The 15205-nt window shown below is 65.9% G+C and carries 15 protein-coding genes; 9 read left to right on the top strand and 6 right to left on the bottom strand.

What is annotated here, in order from left to right:
* Window positions 1-59 precede the first annotated feature (59 nt).
* From cysT to CI41S_RS07170, 3 genes are all read left to right on the top strand, one after another.
* A complete protein-coding gene (gene cysT / locus CI41S_RS07180; protein WP_139480409.1) occupies window positions 60-929 on the top strand; it encodes a sulfate ABC transporter permease subunit CysT in 870 nt (289 codons plus the stop codon).
* Between the two features lie 129 nt (window positions 930-1058).
* On the top strand, window positions 1059-1901 hold the full coding sequence (gene cysW / locus CI41S_RS07175; protein WP_139480425.1) for a sulfate ABC transporter permease subunit CysW: 843 nt from the start codon (window positions 1059-1061) through the stop codon (window positions 1899-1901).
* Window positions 1891-2940, top strand: coding sequence for a sulfate/molybdate ABC transporter ATP-binding protein (locus tag CI41S_RS07170; RefSeq protein WP_139858059.1), 1050 nt, complete (start codon window positions 1891-1893; stop codon window positions 2938-2940). Before cysW ends, CI41S_RS07170 begins: the two co-directional genes overlap by 11 nt.
* Window positions 2941-3149: 209 nt before the next feature.
* On the opposite strand, the gene CI41S_RS07165 is transcribed toward CI41S_RS07170, so the two are convergent.
* Window positions 3150-3620 (bottom strand): YybH family protein, encoded by a 471-nt coding sequence (locus CI41S_RS07165; protein WP_139858057.1) that lies wholly within the window; start codon window positions 3618-3620, stop codon window positions 3150-3152.
* A gap of 369 nt (window positions 3621-3989) precedes the next feature.
* Here CI41S_RS07165 and CI41S_RS07160 point away from each other — a divergent pair, with 369 nt between their 5' ends.
* The 3 genes from CI41S_RS07160 (at window position 3990) to CI41S_RS07150 (ending at window position 6608) form a co-directional block, all read left to right on the top strand.
* A complete protein-coding gene (locus CI41S_RS07160) occupies window positions 3990-4487 on the top strand; it encodes a CAP domain-containing protein (protein WP_139480412.1) in 498 nt (165 codons plus the stop codon).
* 151 nt (window positions 4488-4638) lie between these two features.
* Complete coding sequence (locus CI41S_RS07155; RefSeq protein ID WP_139480413.1) at window positions 4639-5808, top strand: DUF3734 domain-containing protein; 1170 nt, start codon at window positions 4639-4641, stop codon at window positions 5806-5808.
* Window positions 5809-5819: 11 nt separating this feature from the next.
* The gene (locus CI41S_RS07150) at window positions 5820-6608 is read left to right on the top strand and encodes a 3-hydroxybutyrate dehydrogenase (RefSeq protein WP_139480414.1); all 789 of its coding nucleotides are present in this window, start codon (window positions 5820-5822) and stop codon (window positions 6606-6608) included.
* 111 nt (window positions 6609-6719) lie between these two features.
* Here CI41S_RS07150 and CI41S_RS07145 read toward each other — a convergent pair whose 3' ends face one another.
* Window positions 6720-8099: a flippase gene (locus tag CI41S_RS07145; protein WP_139858055.1), complete on the bottom strand. Its 1380-nt coding sequence runs from the start codon at window positions 8097-8099 to the stop codon at window positions 6720-6722.
* A gap of 122 nt (window positions 8100-8221) precedes the next feature.
* Window positions 8222-9058, bottom strand: a complete 837-nt coding sequence (locus CI41S_RS07140; protein WP_139858052.1) for a protein-disulfide reductase DsbD domain-containing protein — start codon at window positions 9056-9058, stop codon at window positions 8222-8224.
* Window positions 9059-9194: 136 nt separating this feature from the next.
* On the opposite strand from CI41S_RS07140, the gene CI41S_RS07135 reads away from it, so the two are divergent.
* A complete protein-coding gene (locus CI41S_RS07135) occupies window positions 9195-9854 on the top strand; it encodes a YqgE/AlgH family protein (protein WP_139858049.1) in 660 nt (219 codons plus the stop codon).
* 319 nt (window positions 9855-10173) lie between these two features.
* On the opposite strand, the gene CI41S_RS07130 is transcribed toward CI41S_RS07135, so the two are convergent.
* The gene (locus tag CI41S_RS07130; protein WP_139858046.1) at window positions 10174-11061 is read right to left on the bottom strand and encodes a TauD/TfdA dioxygenase family protein; all 888 of its coding nucleotides are present in this window, start codon (window positions 11059-11061) and stop codon (window positions 10174-10176) included.
* A 97-nt stretch (window positions 11062-11158) separates the two neighbouring features.
* Entirely contained in the window at window positions 11159-11938 is a 780-nt protein-coding gene (locus CI41S_RS07125; protein WP_172627935.1) for an SDR family NAD(P)-dependent oxidoreductase, read from the bottom strand.
* Window positions 11939-12120: 182 nt separating this feature from the next.
* Between CI41S_RS07125 and CI41S_RS07120 the strand changes: the two genes are divergently transcribed.
* Together CI41S_RS07120 and CI41S_RS07115 are read left to right on the top strand one after the other, a co-directional pair.
* Window positions 12121-12855 (top strand): SDR family NAD(P)-dependent oxidoreductase, encoded by a 735-nt coding sequence (locus CI41S_RS07120; RefSeq protein ID WP_139858042.1) that lies wholly within the window; start codon window positions 12121-12123, stop codon window positions 12853-12855.
* A gap of 60 nt (window positions 12856-12915) precedes the next feature.
* Entirely contained in the window at window positions 12916-13293 is a 378-nt protein-coding gene (locus tag CI41S_RS07115) for a CsbD family protein (protein ID WP_139858040.1), read from the top strand.
* Between the two features lie 191 nt (window positions 13294-13484).
* Here the strand turns inward: CI41S_RS07115 and CI41S_RS07110 are convergent, their stop codons facing one another.
* A complete protein-coding gene (locus CI41S_RS07110; RefSeq protein ID WP_139858036.1) occupies window positions 13485-15194 on the bottom strand; it encodes an SGNH/GDSL hydrolase family protein in 1710 nt (569 codons plus the stop codon).
* Window positions 15195-15205: the final 11 nt, after the last annotated feature.

The raw sequence follows: 15205 nt of genomic DNA, 5'->3' as shown, positions 1-15205 counted from the left end.
CGGAAAAGTGTGACGCGGTTTTCCGATAAGATCATGCGTAGCCAACAGACTAAAGCGCGATGGATCGCGCTTTAGGTCGAACAGGGGGATTTGTGAGCACAGCGGTTGCACGGCGCAGTACCCTGCCGGGGTTCGGTCTCACCATGGGACTGACCCTGACTTGGCTCTCCGTCATTATCCTGATTCCGCTGGCCGGCCTGTTCCTCAAGACCTTCGAGCTTAGCCTCGACCAGTTCTGGGGCATCATCACCAGCCGCCGCACCCTGAATGCGCTGAAGATTTCGTTCGGGCTGTCGTTTGCGGCGGCCTGCGTCAATCTGGTGATGGGCACCATCATCGTCTGGGCGCTGGTGCGCTACCGCTTTCCGGGCCGACGGCTGTTCGACGCCATTGTCGACATTCCCTTTGCGCTGCCGACCGCGGTCGCCGGCGTCGCGCTGACGCAGCTGTTCGCGCAAAAGGGCTGGCTCGGCGCGCCGCTCGCCGAGCTCGGCATCAAGGTCGCGTTCACGCCGATCGGCATCTTCATCGCCATGGTCTTCATCGGCATTCCCTTTGTGGTGCGCACGGTGCAGCCGGTACTGATCGATCTCGATCCTGAGATCGAGGAGGCGGCGGCGAGCCTGGGCGCCAACCGCTGGCACACCGTATTCCGCGTCATCCTGCCGAGCCTGATCCCGGCGCTGCTCACCGGCTTTGCGCTGGCCTTCGCCCGCGCCATCGGTGAGTACGGCTCGGTGATCTTCATCGCCGGCAATCTGCCCAACGTCTCCGAGATCGCACCGCTGCTGATCGTGATCCGGCTGTCCGAATTCCGTTACGCCGACGCCACCGCGATCGCGGTGGTGATGCTGCTGGCCTCGTTCCTGATCATCTTCCTGATCAACCGCCTGCAGCGCTGGGCGCAAACCCGCATTCCCGCGCATTGAGGCCTTGCGATGTCGATGCAGACGGGATTGGTGACTTCGACCAGGCAGTTGCGGACCTACGCGCCCACGACCGACGTCAGCGTCGCGGCGCCGGCGCCGCGACTCGAGATCGTGCGCGCCCAGCCGGCCATGGCGCCGCGCAATTTGCGCACCGAGCCGGGGCCGATCCGCTTCATCATCATCGCGCTGGCGATCACCTTCCTCAGCGTGTTCGTCGTGCTGCCGCTGGTCGTGGTGTTCGCATCCGCCTTCTCGAAGGGCATCATGGCCTATCTCGCGGCGCTGGCCGAGCCCGAGGCGATGGCGGCGATCAAGCTGACGCTCGTGGTCGCCGCGATCTCGGTGACGCTCAACCTCGTGTTCGGGGTGATCGCGGCCTGGGCGATCTCGAAATTCGAATTCACCGGCAAGACCTTCCTGATCACGCTGATCGACCTGCCGTTCTCGGTCTCGCCGGTGATCTCCGGCCTCGTCTTCGTGCTGCTGTTCGGCGCCCAGGGTTTCTTCGGCACCTGGCTGCAGGCGCACAACGTCCATATCCTGTTCGCGGTGCCCGGCATCGCGCTGGCGACGATCTTCGTCACCTTCCCCTTCGTGGCGCGCGCGCTGATCCCGCTGATGCAGGAGCAGGGCACGCAGGAGGAGGAGGCCGCGATCTCGCTCGGCGCCTCCGGCCTGCAGACCTTCTTCCGCGTCACGCTGCCGAACATCAAATGGGGCCTGCTCTACGGCGTGCTGCTGTGCAACGCGCGCGCGATGGGCGAGTTCGGCGCGGTGTCTGTTGTCTCCGGCCACATCCGCGGCGAGACCAACACGATGCCGCTGCTGGTCGAGATTCTCTACAACGAATACCAGTTCGTCGCGTCGTTCGCGATCGCATCGCTGCTGGCGATGCTGGCGCTGATCACGCTGGTCATGAAAACCATTCTGGAGCGGCGGCTGGGCGAGACAGAGGTGGCCGATGGCGATTGAAGTCAAGAACATCGTGAAGACGTTCGGCAGCTTTGCCGCGCTCGACGACGTCGATCTCAAGGTCGCCGACGGCGAGCTGTTGGCGCTGCTCGGCCCGTCCGGCTCCGGCAAGACCACGCTGCTGCGGATCATCGCCGGCCTCGACTGGCCGGATTCCGGCGAAGTCGCGATCGACGGCGAGAACGCACTGACCCGCGGCGCCAGCGAGCGCCAGGTCGGCTTCGTGTTTCAGCACTACGCGCTGTTCCGCCACATGACGGTGTTCGAGAACGTCGCCTTCGGGCTGCGCGTGCAGCCGCGCGCGGTCCGCAAGGACGAGGCGACGATCCGCGCCCGCGTCAAGGAGCTGCTCGATCTGGTACAGCTCGACTGGCTCGCCAATCGCTATCCGAGCCAGCTGTCCGGCGGCCAGCGTCAGCGCATCGCGCTGGCGCGCGCGCTCGCAATCGAGCCGCGCATCCTCTTGCTCGACGAACCCTTTGGCGCGCTCGACGCCAAGGTGCGCAAGGAGCTGCGGCAATGGCTGCGCTCGCTGCACAATGAGATCCACGTCACCTCGATCTTCGTTACCCACGACCAGGAGGAGGCGCTTGAGGTCGCCAACCGCGTCGTGGTGATGGACAAGGGCAAGATCGAGCAGATCGGCTCGCCCGGCGAGGTCTACGACAATCCGGCCACCGCCTTCGTGCACGGCTTCATCGGCGAATCCATCGTGCTGCCGGTCGACGTTGCCGGCGACGCGGTGCGGCTCGACGGCCGTCCGCTCAACATCCCGGCGCTGGGTGCGGCATCCGGCGCGGCAAAACTGTTCGTCCGCCGCCACGACATGGCGATCGGCCCGGCGGGCTCAGGCGCGTTGGACGGCGCGATCCGCCACGTCCGCTCGTTCGGCCCGATCCAGCGCGCGGAAGTGGCGCTGGCCGGCGACGCAGGCAAGACCGTGATCGAGATCGATGCCCCCCGCGACCGCGAGCTGCAAGCCGGCGAAATCGTCTCCCTGCAGCCCCGCCGCTACCGGATCTTTGCCGCGCAGGATTAGGGGCCCGCTACTGGGTCTTCACCTCCCCTTGAAAAGGGGAGGTCGCTTTGCTCGCCAAGAGCAAAGCGGGTGGGGATCTGCTCTCTCCGCGGACACCGTCGCTTGGGGCCGCCCCCATCCCGACCTTCCCGCTTTCAGGGGGAAGGGGAAGCCACCCCGGATTGCGCTGCGCGCCATCCGGGCTATGCGTTCCTATCCGGGCTCCCCGACTAGCGCGCCTTGACCGGCCGGTTGCCGTGGCTGTCCTGAGGCACCCCGCGCTGCAGCGACATGTGGGAGTGAATGCCGAGCCAGCGCCCGTCGGCCTGACGCGCGAGAATGATGGTCGCACGCCCTGGCCGATCGAAGCGGCTGCCATCGGCCTGGAAGCCGGTACTGGTCCAGGGCGTGATCACTGTAGCCATGTTGCCGTCGGCGCTGGCCAGCACCACCGTGTTGGCGAGATCGAAGGCGAAATCCGCCGTGCGCGGCCAGACATTGTCCCATTGCATCTCGACCCAGCGCGCGCGGCCGCGGATCAGCTCCTGATAGGTGCCGAAGGAGATGATGTCGGAGTGCCAGAACGGGCGGGCGGCCGCATAATCCACCGCCCTGACGCAGGCGGAAAACCGTTCGAGCCAATCGAAGATCGATTGTGTCGTCGCCGGGTCGGCGATCGGCAGGGCGGCTTCCTGGCTCATCATCTTCCCCAACCCGACGGCAGTGCGGACCGACGGAGCCAGAAACGCACAACGGTGTCAACGGGATGGCCTGGTAGAGCGCGCGGCTCGATCCGGGCCGAAACCTCCCCTTGAAAAGGGGAGGTCGCTTTGCTCGGAAGAGCAAAGCGGGTGGGGATCCGCTCTCTCCGCGGACACCGTCGCTTGGGGCCGGACCCCCATCCCGACCTTCCCCCTTTCAGGGGGAAGGGGGAAGCAAAGGCCGGTAGCCCCCGAATGCCGGTAGGCCTCCGAATGACGGCTTTTGACCGCCAAAAGTTAGCCGCCGTTCACCATTCAGCCACGGTTGGTATGCAACAACGGCCGGCCAACTTGTGGGGGTTTTCAGACGTGAAACGGACGATGGTCGCCCTGTTCGGGCTACTGGTGCTTGCCGGCTGCGCCGCGGACACCAAGATCCCGGAAGAACCGGCCATGTATCTCAACATGGCACAGCCCGGCGCGGTGCTGGACAACCAGGCCGCGGCGATCCTGTTCTCCCAATACCGTCAGAACAACGGGCTGGGGACCATCGTGGTCGACCCCGACCTGGTCAGGCTCGCCGAGCAGCAGTCGCAGGCGATGGCCGCCCGCAACAAGATGGACCACGACGTCAAGGCCCCGCTCGGCAAGCGGCTGCAGGCCGGCGGCTATCCGGCAACGGTGGCGGTCGAGAACATCTCGGCCGGCTATCACACGCTGGCGGAAGCGTTTTCCGGCTGGCGCGATTCACCGCCGCACAAGGCCAATATGCTGAAGAGCGGTGTCACAAAAATGGGCATCGCGGCGGTCTATGCTCCCAACACCAAGTACAAGGTGTTTTGGACGCTCATTTTGGCGGCAACCTGATTTCGATAAATTCGGCGTGAGCGGATCCGGAAGAGTGTGATGCGGTTTCAGAAACGATCACGCTCAATAGGAGCTCATCTCGCAGATTGACGCCGCGCCCGACAGCCGCCACGCTGCGCCGCAACGTGTTTTCCTGACCGAACGGTTTCCAATGAATACCTCGGATTCCGCGCCGGACACGGCGCCCGCGCAAGCGCATCGCGTGCTCGTTCTGCAGGGCGGCGGCGCGCTCGGCTCCTACCAGGCCGGCGCCTTCCAGGCGCTCTGTCACGCCGGCTTCGAGCCGGAATGGATCGCCGGCATCTCGATCGGCGCCATCAATGCCGCGATCATCGCCGGCAACGAGCCGGCCAACCGGGTGCCGCGGCTCAAGGAATTTTGGGAGATGGTGTCCTCCCCGGTGTCGTGGAATCCGATTGCGAAGGGGGAGCGCGCCCGCTCGCTGTTCAACGAGACCAGCGCGGCCCTGATCGCGACCTTCGGCGTGCCCGGCTTCTTCACGCCGCGCATTCCGCCGGCGCCGTTCTGGCCGCCCGGCAGCTCGTCGTCGCTGAGCTATTACGACACCGCGCCGCTGAAGAAGACGCTGGAGCATCTCGTCGACTTCGATCGCATCAACGACCTGAAGACCCGACTGTCGGTCGGCGCGGTCGGCGTCACCTCGGGCAACTTCCGCTACTTCGACAATTACGAGTTCAAGAAGCTCGGCAAGAAGATCGGCCCCGAGCACATCATGGCCTCCGGCGCGCTGCCGCCGGGCTTCCCTTCCGTCGTGATCGAGGGCGAGCACTATTGGGACGGCGGCATCGCCTCCAACACCCCGCTCGACTTCGTGCTCGACGAGGAGACGACGCGCGATCTCCTGATCTTCCAGGTCGATTTGTTTTCCGCGCGCGGACCCTTGCCCGAGACGCTGCTGGAGGCCGCCGAGCGCGAAAAGGACATCCGCTATTCCTCGAGGACGCGGATGAACACCGACAAGAACAAGCAGATCCACAACGCCCGCATGGCGGTGCGCGACCTGATCGGCAAGCTGCCGGACTATCTGAAGAACGATCCGTCGGTCGAACTGCTGCGCAAGGCTTCCAAGGAGAACACCGTCACGGTGGTGCACCTGATCTACAAGAGCAAGAACTACGAGACCAATTCCAAGGACTACGACTTCTCCCATGTCGCGATGGTCGAGCACTGGGGCGCCGGTGTGCGCGACGTGCATTTGTCGATGCGTCACAAAGAATGGCTAGAACGGCCGCAGTCCGGGGAAACCATGGTGACTTACGACCTGACGGGAGACGAAGGAAAATCTCCCGCAAGCAAATAGGAGCGATCGACATGGGTACGTTGACAGGCAAGACCGCGGTTGTGACCGGCTCGACCAGCGGCATCGGATTGGCGATCGCGCGCGGCTTCGCGGGCGCCGGCGCCAATATCGTTCTCAACGGCATGGGCGTGCCGGCCGACATCGAGAAGGAGCGTTCCGGCATCGAGACCGACTTCAAGGTCAAGGCGGTGCATTCGCCGGCCGACATGACCAAGCCGGCCGAGATCGCCGAGATGGTCGCGCTCGGCGAGAAGACCTTCGGCTCGGTCGACATCCTCGTCAACAATGCCGGCATCCAGTTCGTCTCGCCGATCGAGGAGTTTCCGCCGGAGAAGTGGGAAGCCATCATCGCGATCAACCTGTCGTCGGCGTTCTACGGCATCCGCGCCGCCATCCCCGGCATGAAGAAGCGCGGCTGGGGCCGCATCATCAACACCGCGTCGGCGCACTCGCTGGTGGCCTCGCCGTTCAAGTCGGCCTATGTCTCGGCCAAGCACGGCATCGCCGGCCTGACCAAGACCGCTGCGCTGGAACTCGCGCAGCACAAGATCACCGTCAACTGCATCAGCCCGGGCTATGTCTGGACGCCGCTGGTCGAGCACCAGATTCCGGAGACCATGAAGGCGCGCAACCTGACCAAGGAGCAGGTCATCAAGGACGTGCTGCTCGCCGCGCAGCCGACCAAGGAGTTCGTGACCTCCGAGCAGGTCGCGGCACTGGCGCTGTTCCTGTGCAGCGACGACGCCGCGCAGATCACCGGCTCCAACTACTCGATCGACGGCGGCTGGACCGCGGAGTAATCCGCGCCGCCGATCGTCGGCCACAAGCAAAGGCCGGCCCTGATCGGATCAGGGCCGGCTTTCGTTATTGTGAGATGGGGAATTGATTTGGCGATCGCAGGCGCTGTCGTATCAGCGCTTCCCGAACGCCAGCACATGCAGGCCGAGCCGCGAGCGCACGACGTAGAACAACAAAATGGTCTCGAAGGTCAGCGACAGCGAGGTCGAGGCTGCCGCGCCCATGCCGCCGTAGCGCGGCACCAGCGCCATGCAGAGCCCGACATTCATGAAGAACGCGACGGCATAGGCCGCCGCGCAGATCTGCTGGTGGCCGAGCATGTTGAGCAGGCGCTCCACCGGCCCGATCGCCGAACGCACGATCAGCCCGATCGCGGCGACCAGCATGATGTCGTAGCCGCCGACGAAGTTCGGGCCGAACAGCCACAGCAGCGGCTTGCCGACCACGAGCAGGGCCGCGGTAGCGAGCAGCGACGGCCAGAACGTCCATTTGATCGCGTGCGCGACATAGGCCGACAGCCGATCCTTGTCGCCGAGCGCGTTGTATTCGGCGAAACGGTGCGCCGTCGTCGCCGCCATCGCGTAGTGGATGAAGGAGACCAGCGCCAGCGTCTTGACCACGGCGAAGTAGACGCCGACCTCCTCGGACGGGCGGAACTGCTGCAGCATCAGCACGTCGGTGTAGGACAGCAACTGGTAGAAGCTCTCGACCAGCAGGATCGGCAGCGAGGTCGCCAGCCAGCCCTTGACGTCGTGGGCCTTCTCGCCGGGCTCGATATGGCTGACGAGGCGGCGGTTCAGCACGATCATCTGGCCGATCATGGAAATCCACACCGCCGCGGCGCTCGCCGCCATCGCTGCGGTGGCGCCGAGATTGAGGCCGAGCGCCAGCGCGCCGGCGGTTAGTCCGATGATCAGCCCCTGGCGGATGATGAATTGCGGCATCAGGCCGAGCTGCATCCAGTCGTGCGAACGCGCGATGCCGTCCTGGGTGTTGGCGACGACGAAGGCCGGCAGCGTCAGGCAGCCGATATAGAGCGGCACGATCGAATTGGGATCCATCCAGGGCGACAGCAGATGGACCACGCCGGCCAGCAGCAGCGCGATGATGCCGGAGGACGCCAGCGTCAGCCAGCGGCCGCCGGAGAGGAAGCCGCGCAGCAGCGCCAGTTCGCCGCGGGTGCGGTACTCCGGAATGATCTTCTGCGCCGACGGCGCGATGCCGAGGTCCAGCATGCTGCCGAGCAGCAGCACCCAGGTCCAGACATAGACATAGATGCCGTAGTCCGAGGCGCCCATCCAGCGCGCCAGCAGGATCTGCGCCAGATAGGCGATCGCGGCGCTGATGACGCGGATGATGAAGATGGTGCCGGCGAGCCGCTTGGTGACGGAGGCCTCGTGGCTGCCGCCGAGCAGGCCCGCAACGAGCCCGCGCAGGCGCGCGAGCGGGCCTGCCGGCGCGGGAGTTGCGGATTGGCTCTGAATCACGGCCACAGCGGAAATTCCTCATATCGCCGGCAAAGCGGCGACAATGCCGTGACCTATCAACGAAACGTTAAGATTAGGTTGGACGCACCCCGCTGTCGTCCCGGCCTAGGCCGGGACGACCGGGAGGGTCAATTCAAATTGATATTGAATTCGTAGGCCTTGTCGCCGCCGACCAGCGTCAGCTTCAGCGCGGCGCCGTCGGCCTTGGCACCCGGCGGCAGGCCGTCGAGCTCGAAGGCGAAGCGCTTCACGCCCGATGGCGCGTGCTCGACGAGCTTTGGCACCGGGAGCGCCCAGTCCGGCGTCGGGCCCTCGACAAACAGGCTGAGATCCTTGCCCTCCGGCGCGGCGACATCGACCAGCACGTTCTTGCCGTCGCGCTTGACGTCGCGGATGGTGAACGGGATCGGGTCGCCGATATTGGCCGGCTTCGGCACCGCATTGAGGGCTTCCGACAGCGTCGCGTCCTCGGTCGAGGCGACGCTCGCGAACGCGAGCTCGGCCTTGGCTTCCACCGGCACGCACAGTTTTTCGCACACCGCGTAGTTGATGTCGGCGCGCAGGACCAGCGGCTTATCCGGATTCTTGGCGACGATGCGCAGCGGCAGCACCACCTGCTTCTTGTAGCCGAGCGAGGTGCCGCCGGCGCCGTCGTCGAATTGCCGCGGCGCCGGCCACATCACCGTGACAGCCTCGACATTGTCCGACTTGGAGAAGTCGAAGCGCGGCGGCACGCCGGAATCGCCCGGCGTCCGCCAATAGGTCTTCCAGCCGTCCTGCAGCTTGAAGGCGATGCCGCCGAGCAGCACCGCGCCGCTGCGCGATCCCGCGATCAGCCGCACCGCCGAATGCGTATCCTGCTGCCACGGCGATGCATCGTCGGCGCGCACCTCCGCTGCCATACATGCGACGGAAAAAATGGCGGCGACGCGAATTGTGGCCCGCAGCGGAACTGTGACGATCATGAGACGTCTTTACCTGCAACTTTCGTTGCAAACCATTGAATTGCTTGTGATGCACCGCCGTGCGCGGCGCGATGGTTGATTGACAGAACGGCCACCCAATATCAGGATGCCAAATCAGCAGGAGAGGCCTCTGCGGATGAGCCCTGAAGGCAAAACAGGCAAGACGCGCAGGACCGCCCCCGGCAGAGGCGCCGGGCTCGGCCATAACGCGGCCGACGAGGGCTATCTCGATGGCCAGTTGCTGATCGCAATGCCTGTGATGAGCGACCCTCGCTTCGAGCGCTCCGTGATCTACATGTGCGCCCATTCCTCCGAGGGCGCGATGGGCATCATCGTCAACCGCCCGGCCGGCAGCATCGATTTCCCCGGCCTGCTGGTTCAGCTCGACATCATCCAGAAGGCGGACCAGATCAAGCTGCCGGAAAATGCCGAGATGATGAAGGTGATGAAGGGCGGCCCGGTCGACACCGGCCGGGGCTTCGTGCTGCATTCGAGCGACTTTTACATCCAGGATGCCACGCTGAACATCGACGACGACATCTCGCTGACCGCGACCGTCGACATCCTCAAGGCGATCGCCAGGGGCGCCGGCCCCAAGCACGCGATCCTCGCGCTCGGCTATGCCGGCTGGGGCCCGGGCCAGCTCGAGACCGAGATCCAGCACAATGGCTGGCTGCACTGCGACTCCGATCCGGACCTGATCTTCGGCGCCGACGTCGACGAGAAGTATTACCGCGCCTTGCGCAAGATCGGCATCGATCCCGGCATGCTCTCCAACGAAGCCGGCCACGCGTAGCTGTCTCCATCCTAGCGTCATCCCGGCCTTCGCCCCAGGGCATGCACACATCCGTGCGAGGGCTTACAGGTCAGGAAGGCACAACCGGATGGGTTCCCTCCCCCCTTGCGGGGTCCGAGGCGAGCGGAGCTCGCTCTCGAGGTTAGGGAGAGGGGTAAGCCGCGCGGGCGGTGTTTTTGGCTTACCCCTCTCTCCAACTCTCCCCCGCAAGGGGGGAGAGAGCCCTCCTACCTCCCGTGCAGCCCTAAGCAAAGATCGGCTGAGTGATGAGTGAGAAAGCAGGGACGACGGCCATAGGTTTGGCCACGAGGGCGGCTAGCTACTCCGCCGCTTCCTGCGCCACCGTCGGCTGCGTGCCGGCCACCGTGGCGCGGCGCATGTCGCGGGGCTGCGACTGATCGTAGCGGCGCACGCGGTGCACGGTCTGGCGGTTGTCCCACATCACGAGGTCATGCACCGTCCATTTGTGCACGTAGACGAATTCGCTCTGCGTGGCGTGCTCGGTGAGGTCGCGCAGCAGCACCCGTGCCTCCGGCACGCTCATGCCCCGGATCGCGCCGGCATGCGACGACAGATACAGCGACTTGCGGCCGTGCACCGGATGGGTGCGCACCAGGCGCTGCAGCACCGGCTTGAACATCTCCTTCTCTTCGTCGCTGTAATCGAGGAAGCCGAGCGAACCGCGCGAATACATCAGTGAGTGCTCGCAGATCATGTCCGCGATCTCCGCCTTGGTCTCGTCGTCGAGCGCGTCATAGGCGGCACGCATGTCGGCGAATTCGGTGTTGCCGCCCTTCGGGTTGACCACGCGCGCCGACAGCAGTGAGAATTTTGCCGGGATCGGGCGGAACGAACTATCGGAATGCCACAGGCAGTTGCCGAGGTTGAACAGATGGGTGCGGTGATCCTTCGGCAGCGGCTTGCCGTCCTTGCCGAGGTTGCCGACGTCATTGAGCCCGGAGGTGAGGCGGTAGTCTTCCTTCTTGGTCACGGTGCCGCCGCGGGATTTTTCCCGCTCGCCGAAATTCAGCGCGAAGGCCATCTGCTGATCGTCGGTGATGTCCTGTCCGTGGAAGATCAGCACGGCGTATTTGTCCATGCCGGCCTCGATGTCTTCGGCCTCCTGCTTGGTCAGCGGCTTGCGCAGATCGACGCCGGACACCTCGCCGACGAAATGCTTGTGCAGCTGCCGGATCAGGACGGTCATGGCACATCTCCCCTGCGCGGGCGGTTTGTCCCGCTTCGTTTGCAGGGAAGGCTACTCGCGGCGCGCCGCCTGTCAACGCTTCGCCGCCGCGCGCGGATCAGGCATTCCGCGCCATCAACCCGCCGTCGACCGGAATCACGGCGCCGGTCAGGAAGGAGGCGGCGGGCAGGCACAGGCTGAGCGTCATGTGCGCGACCTCTTCCGGATCGCCGTAGCGCAGAAGCGCGGTGCGGCGCTTGGCGTAGAGGGTCTTGTGCTCCTCGGAGATGCGGTCGGTGATGGCGGTGCGGATCGGCCCCGGGCAGATGCAGTTCACGGTGATGCCCTCGCGTCCCAGTTCCACCGCGAGCGAGCGAGTCAGGCTGGCCACGCCGCCCTTTGCCGCGGAGTAGGGGCTGTGCAACGCGGTCGCGCCCAGCGCCTCGGTGGAGGCGATGTTGACGATGCGCGGCGATCGCGACTTGCGCAGATAGGGCAGCGCGGCGCGGATGATACGCGGATGCGCCGTCAGCATCACGGCGATGCCCTTGGCCCAGGCGTCCTCGTAGGCGGGGTCGTCGATCGCAACGCGTACCGAGATGCCGGCATTGTTGACGATGATGTCGAGCCCGCCGAAATGCGCGGCAACATCGTTGACGACCTTCGTGATCGCATCGCGGTCGGCAACGTCGAGCGTCCACGCCTTTGCCGAGCCGCCACCTGCTGCGATCTCTCTCGCCACAGCCTGCGTGCCCTCTTCGGTCAGGTCGGTGACGGCGACATTGGCGCCTTCATCGGCGAACACGCGCGCGGTGGCGCGGCCCATGCCGCTGGCGGCTCCCGTGACGAGAACGGTGAGGCCCTTCACCGAGCGGCTGAGCTGCTTGAATTCGGACATGACGGACCCCGCTGATTTTTTGGCGCGTTGTGAGACCGGCAAGGCTGGCATCGATCCTCCGGCAGGTCAAACCGACGGCGTGATCCGCCCGCTGCAGTAGCGGGTTAACGCAAGTCCGGCGTTGGCTTTTCAAAAAGGATCGTGCTCAATCAAGAAAAGGGCAAACGACAAGGAGACGCGCGATGAACGAGCTCGATTTCTCAGGCAAGCAAGTGCTGGTGGTCGGCGGCTCCAGCGGCATCGGCAACGGTATCGCGCAGGCGTTCCGCGCCAAGGGCGCGCGCGTTGGCGTCTGTGGCACCCGCGCGCAGGCGAGCGATTATTCCGCCGAAGACGGCTCGGATCTCGCAGGCCTCATTTATGCGCAGCTCGACGTCAGCGATCCGCAGGCGGTCGCAGCGTTCAAGCCGTCGTTCGATCGACTCGACGTGCTGGTGCTGGCGCAGGGCGCGGTGATTTACCGCCGCGGGGAATTTCAGATGGACGGTTTTCGCAAGGTGATGGAAGTCAACCTGATGAGCCTGATGGCTTGCGCCACCAAATTCCACGAGATGCTCGCTGCCGCCAAGGGTTCGCTGATCATCGTGAGCTCGACCGCGGCCTATCATTCCACCATGGGCAATCCGGCCTACAACGCCTCGAAGACCGGCGCGATGGGACTGACCCGCACGCTCGGCGAGGCCTGGGCCGAGGACGGCATCCGCGTCAACGGCATCGCGCCCGGCCTCGTCGACACCAAGATGACCAAGGTGACGACGGCAAATCCGAAGCGGCTGGAAGGCGCGCTCGAGCGCATTCCGTTGCGGCGGCTCGGCACGCCCGCCGACATGGCCGGCGCCGCGTTGTTCCTGGCTTCGCCGCTCGCCTCCTACGTCGTCGGCCAGACCATCATCGTCGACGGCGGGCTGATCCTCTAGCCGAGGAACAGGCGCAGGGTTCGCAGGTTAGCTCCCCGATAGATGCAGGGAGTTTCCATAATGGACAAGGATCGGATTTTTGGGACGGCGAAGGAGTTCGCGGGCAAGGCTGAAGGCGCCGTCGGCGATATGACGGACGACAAGCAGACGCAGGCTTCGGGCCGCGTGCGCGAGGCGGCCGGTGCCGCGCAGGACCTCTACGGCCAGGCCAAGGATACCGTGCGCGATGCCGCTGACACCGCGGCCAGTTACGCCAAGGATGCCTATGAGCATCGCGGCGAGACCATCCGCTCAGGACAGAAGGCGATGGCGCAGACCGTGCAGGACAATCCGCTCGGTTCGCTCTTGATCGCCGGCGGCATCGGCTTTGCGCTCGCGCTGCTGATGACCCGCCAGCCGCGCCGTCCGCCGCCATCGCGCTGGCGCTATTACGGCTGAGCTGCGGAGGACGGTTTACGCTGCGCTAATCCGCCCTACAGTCTATCCGCGTCATTGCGAGGAGCGGCAGCGACGAAGCAATCCATCTTTCCGCGCGTAGGGAACAATGGATTGCTTCGCGGAGCCTGTCATCGGGCGGCGCTTCGCGCCGACCCGTTGGCTCGCAATGACGTGGATGAAGCGCAGCGTGCCTACTGCACCGCGTTGCTCGGCACCGATGCCGAGCGGCCGACATTGCCCGGCGGGCGCGGTGGCCGCGGCGGCGCCAACGGCCGTTGTTGCGGCTGTGGCCCGCCGAAGCCGAAGAAGTCGCGCAGCCACGGTTGCTGCTGTTGCGGCGGCGGGGCCTGCGCCGGACGGAAGATCCGCTTCTGCGCCGGCTTCTGCGGGGCCGTGATGATCGAGCCATCGGGCGCGATCGCGGTGGTCGAGGGCGGCGGGTTCGCCGGCGCTGCCGGTGCGGCCGGCGTGGTCGCGGCGACCGGCACGTCGCCCTTGGCCTGCTCGCGGCCGATCTCGCGGCGCGGCCAGGCAAAATCATCGGCGCGGCCGGCGGGTGCCGCCAGCGCCTCACCCTTCACCAGCGTGCGCGCGGCGAGCGCATCGACGGCGGCGGGCCGCGAGCCCGGTCCGCCGAGCAATTGATCGGTGCCGATCGAGGAGGCGACCAGCGGCAGCACGGGACCTGCCAGCGGACGCGGCGACGGCTTGCCGGGCTCGGCACTGGTGTCGGGCGTTGCGGGTTCGCTCGGCAGCGCGATCGGCCCGGTGCGCACCGCGAGCAGCCGCGTCACCTCGCGCTCGACATAATGCGCGAGCTTGCGCGCGCCGGCCTTGGTGAAGAACACGCCGTCATAGGTGCGCAGCGTGCGGGGCTGGCCCTCGAAGTCCGGGCCCTTCTGCATGAAGCGGCCGGCCTCGTCGACGAAGCCGTCCCAGACGTCGACATAGGTGATGCCGGCCTTGCCGGCGGCGTCGCGATACAGCGCGTCGAGGAACAGCATGTCCGACGTGCCCTTCTGGCCGCGGATCGCGGGCAGCCCGACCCACAGCACCGGCACGCCCTTGCTCTTCAGCACGTTGATCATCTCCTCGATCTTCTTGCTGTAGAGCTCGACCCAGCGGTCGTCGCGGAATTCGTAGAGCCCGTTCGGCGAGCGCGCGGCCTTGTCGTGCGTGGCCTGCGCGTCGTTATCGGCGTCGTCCTGCGGCAGGTCGGTGTCGACCGGCCTGTCGTCACCCTTGGCGGCTGCATCTGGCTTGTCGCCGGGTTTTGCATCCGGCTTGGCGCGGGCGTCCTTCTTGTCCTTGTCGTCCTTCTTGTCGGTCTTCTTCTCCACCACCGGTTCGCGAAGGGACGTGCGGTCGTTGAGGCCGAGCATCACCACGATCGCGTCGGGCTTTTCGGTCGCGAGAATGCCCCTGGCGGCGGCGGCCCAGTCGGCCGGATCGCCCTTGGGCTGATAGCGGATCAGGCCCGACACCGTCTTGTGCTTGCGGATCACGCCCATGTCGGGCTGCTCGGAATAGGCGTCCTCGAGGCCATAGGCGAGCCAGTCGGCCATGGCGTCGCCGAGCACCAGCACGTTGCGCTCCGCCGTGGTTTCGCGCTTGGCCGGCGGTGGCGCCCGCGAAAAATCCTCGCGCGGCCGCTGCGGCTGCGCTTGCTGCGGCCGCTCCTGGAACGGCTGGAAGAAGTCACCTCCGAACCAGCCGCCACCGCCCCGCTGCTGCGGCGGCGCGTGGCGCTGCTGTGGCGGCGGCGAGCCGAAGCCCGGGAAGTTGAAGAACTGGGCCGAGGCCGGCTGCGCGATGCCGATCAACAGCGCGAGCGCAACCGCCAGCGCGACCAGCGGGCCGGCTTCGGTGAAGACGCGCAAAAATGATCTTGGCTTCGGCATCGAGAGGTCGG

This window comes from Bradyrhizobium ivorense (genome assembly GCF_900696085.1).
Lineage (GTDB): Bacteria > Pseudomonadota > Alphaproteobacteria > Rhizobiales > Xanthobacteraceae > Bradyrhizobium > Bradyrhizobium ivorense.
The sequence above is the reverse complement of the archived record's forward strand: the minus strand, read 5'-3'. Positions and strand labels throughout refer to the sequence as shown.

Bases quoted from the DNA above. Each gene is read 5' to 3' on its own strand.
- CI41S_RS07165 (WP_139858057.1), bottom strand. From the start codon at position 3,620: ATGAGCCAGGAAGCCGCCCTGCCGATCGCCGACCCGGCGACGACACAA.
- CI41S_RS07150 (WP_139480414.1), top strand. From the start codon at position 5,820: ATGGGTACGTTGACAGGCAAGACCGCGGTTGTGACCGGCTCGACCAGC.
- CI41S_RS07170 (WP_139858059.1), top strand. From the start codon at position 1,891: ATGGCGATTGAAGTCAAGAACATCGTGAAGACGTTCGGCAGCTTTGCC.
- CI41S_RS07115 (WP_139858040.1), top strand. From the start codon at position 12,916: ATGGACAAGGATCGGATTTTTGGGACGGCGAAGGAGTTCGCGGGCAAG.
- CI41S_RS07125 (WP_172627935.1), bottom strand. From the start codon at position 11,938: ATGTCCGAATTCAAGCAGCTCAGCCGCTCGGTGAAGGGCCTCACCGTT.
- CI41S_RS07140 (WP_139858052.1), bottom strand. From the start codon at position 9,058: ATGATCGTCACAGTTCCGCTGCGGGCCACAATTCGCGTCGCCGCCATT.
- CI41S_RS07120 (WP_139858042.1), top strand. From the start codon at position 12,121: ATGAACGAGCTCGATTTCTCAGGCAAGCAAGTGCTGGTGGTCGGCGGC.
- cysW (WP_139480425.1), top strand. From the start codon at position 1,059: ATGGCGCCGCGCAATTTGCGCACCGAGCCGGGGCCGATCCGCTTCATC.
- CI41S_RS07110 (WP_139858036.1), bottom strand. From the start codon at position 15,194: ATGCCGAAGCCAAGATCATTTTTGCGCGTCTTCACCGAAGCCGGCCCG.
- cysT (WP_139480409.1), top strand. From the start codon at position 60: ATGGATCGCGCTTTAGGTCGAACAGGGGGATTTGTGAGCACAGCGGTT.
- CI41S_RS07135 (WP_139858049.1), top strand. From the start codon at position 9,195: ATGAGCCCTGAAGGCAAAACAGGCAAGACGCGCAGGACCGCCCCCGGC.
- CI41S_RS07130 (WP_139858046.1), bottom strand. From the start codon at position 11,061: ATGACCGTCCTGATCCGGCAGCTGCACAAGCATTTCGTCGGCGAGGTG.
- CI41S_RS07155 (WP_139480413.1), top strand. From the start codon at position 4,639: ATGAATACCTCGGATTCCGCGCCGGACACGGCGCCCGCGCAAGCGCAT.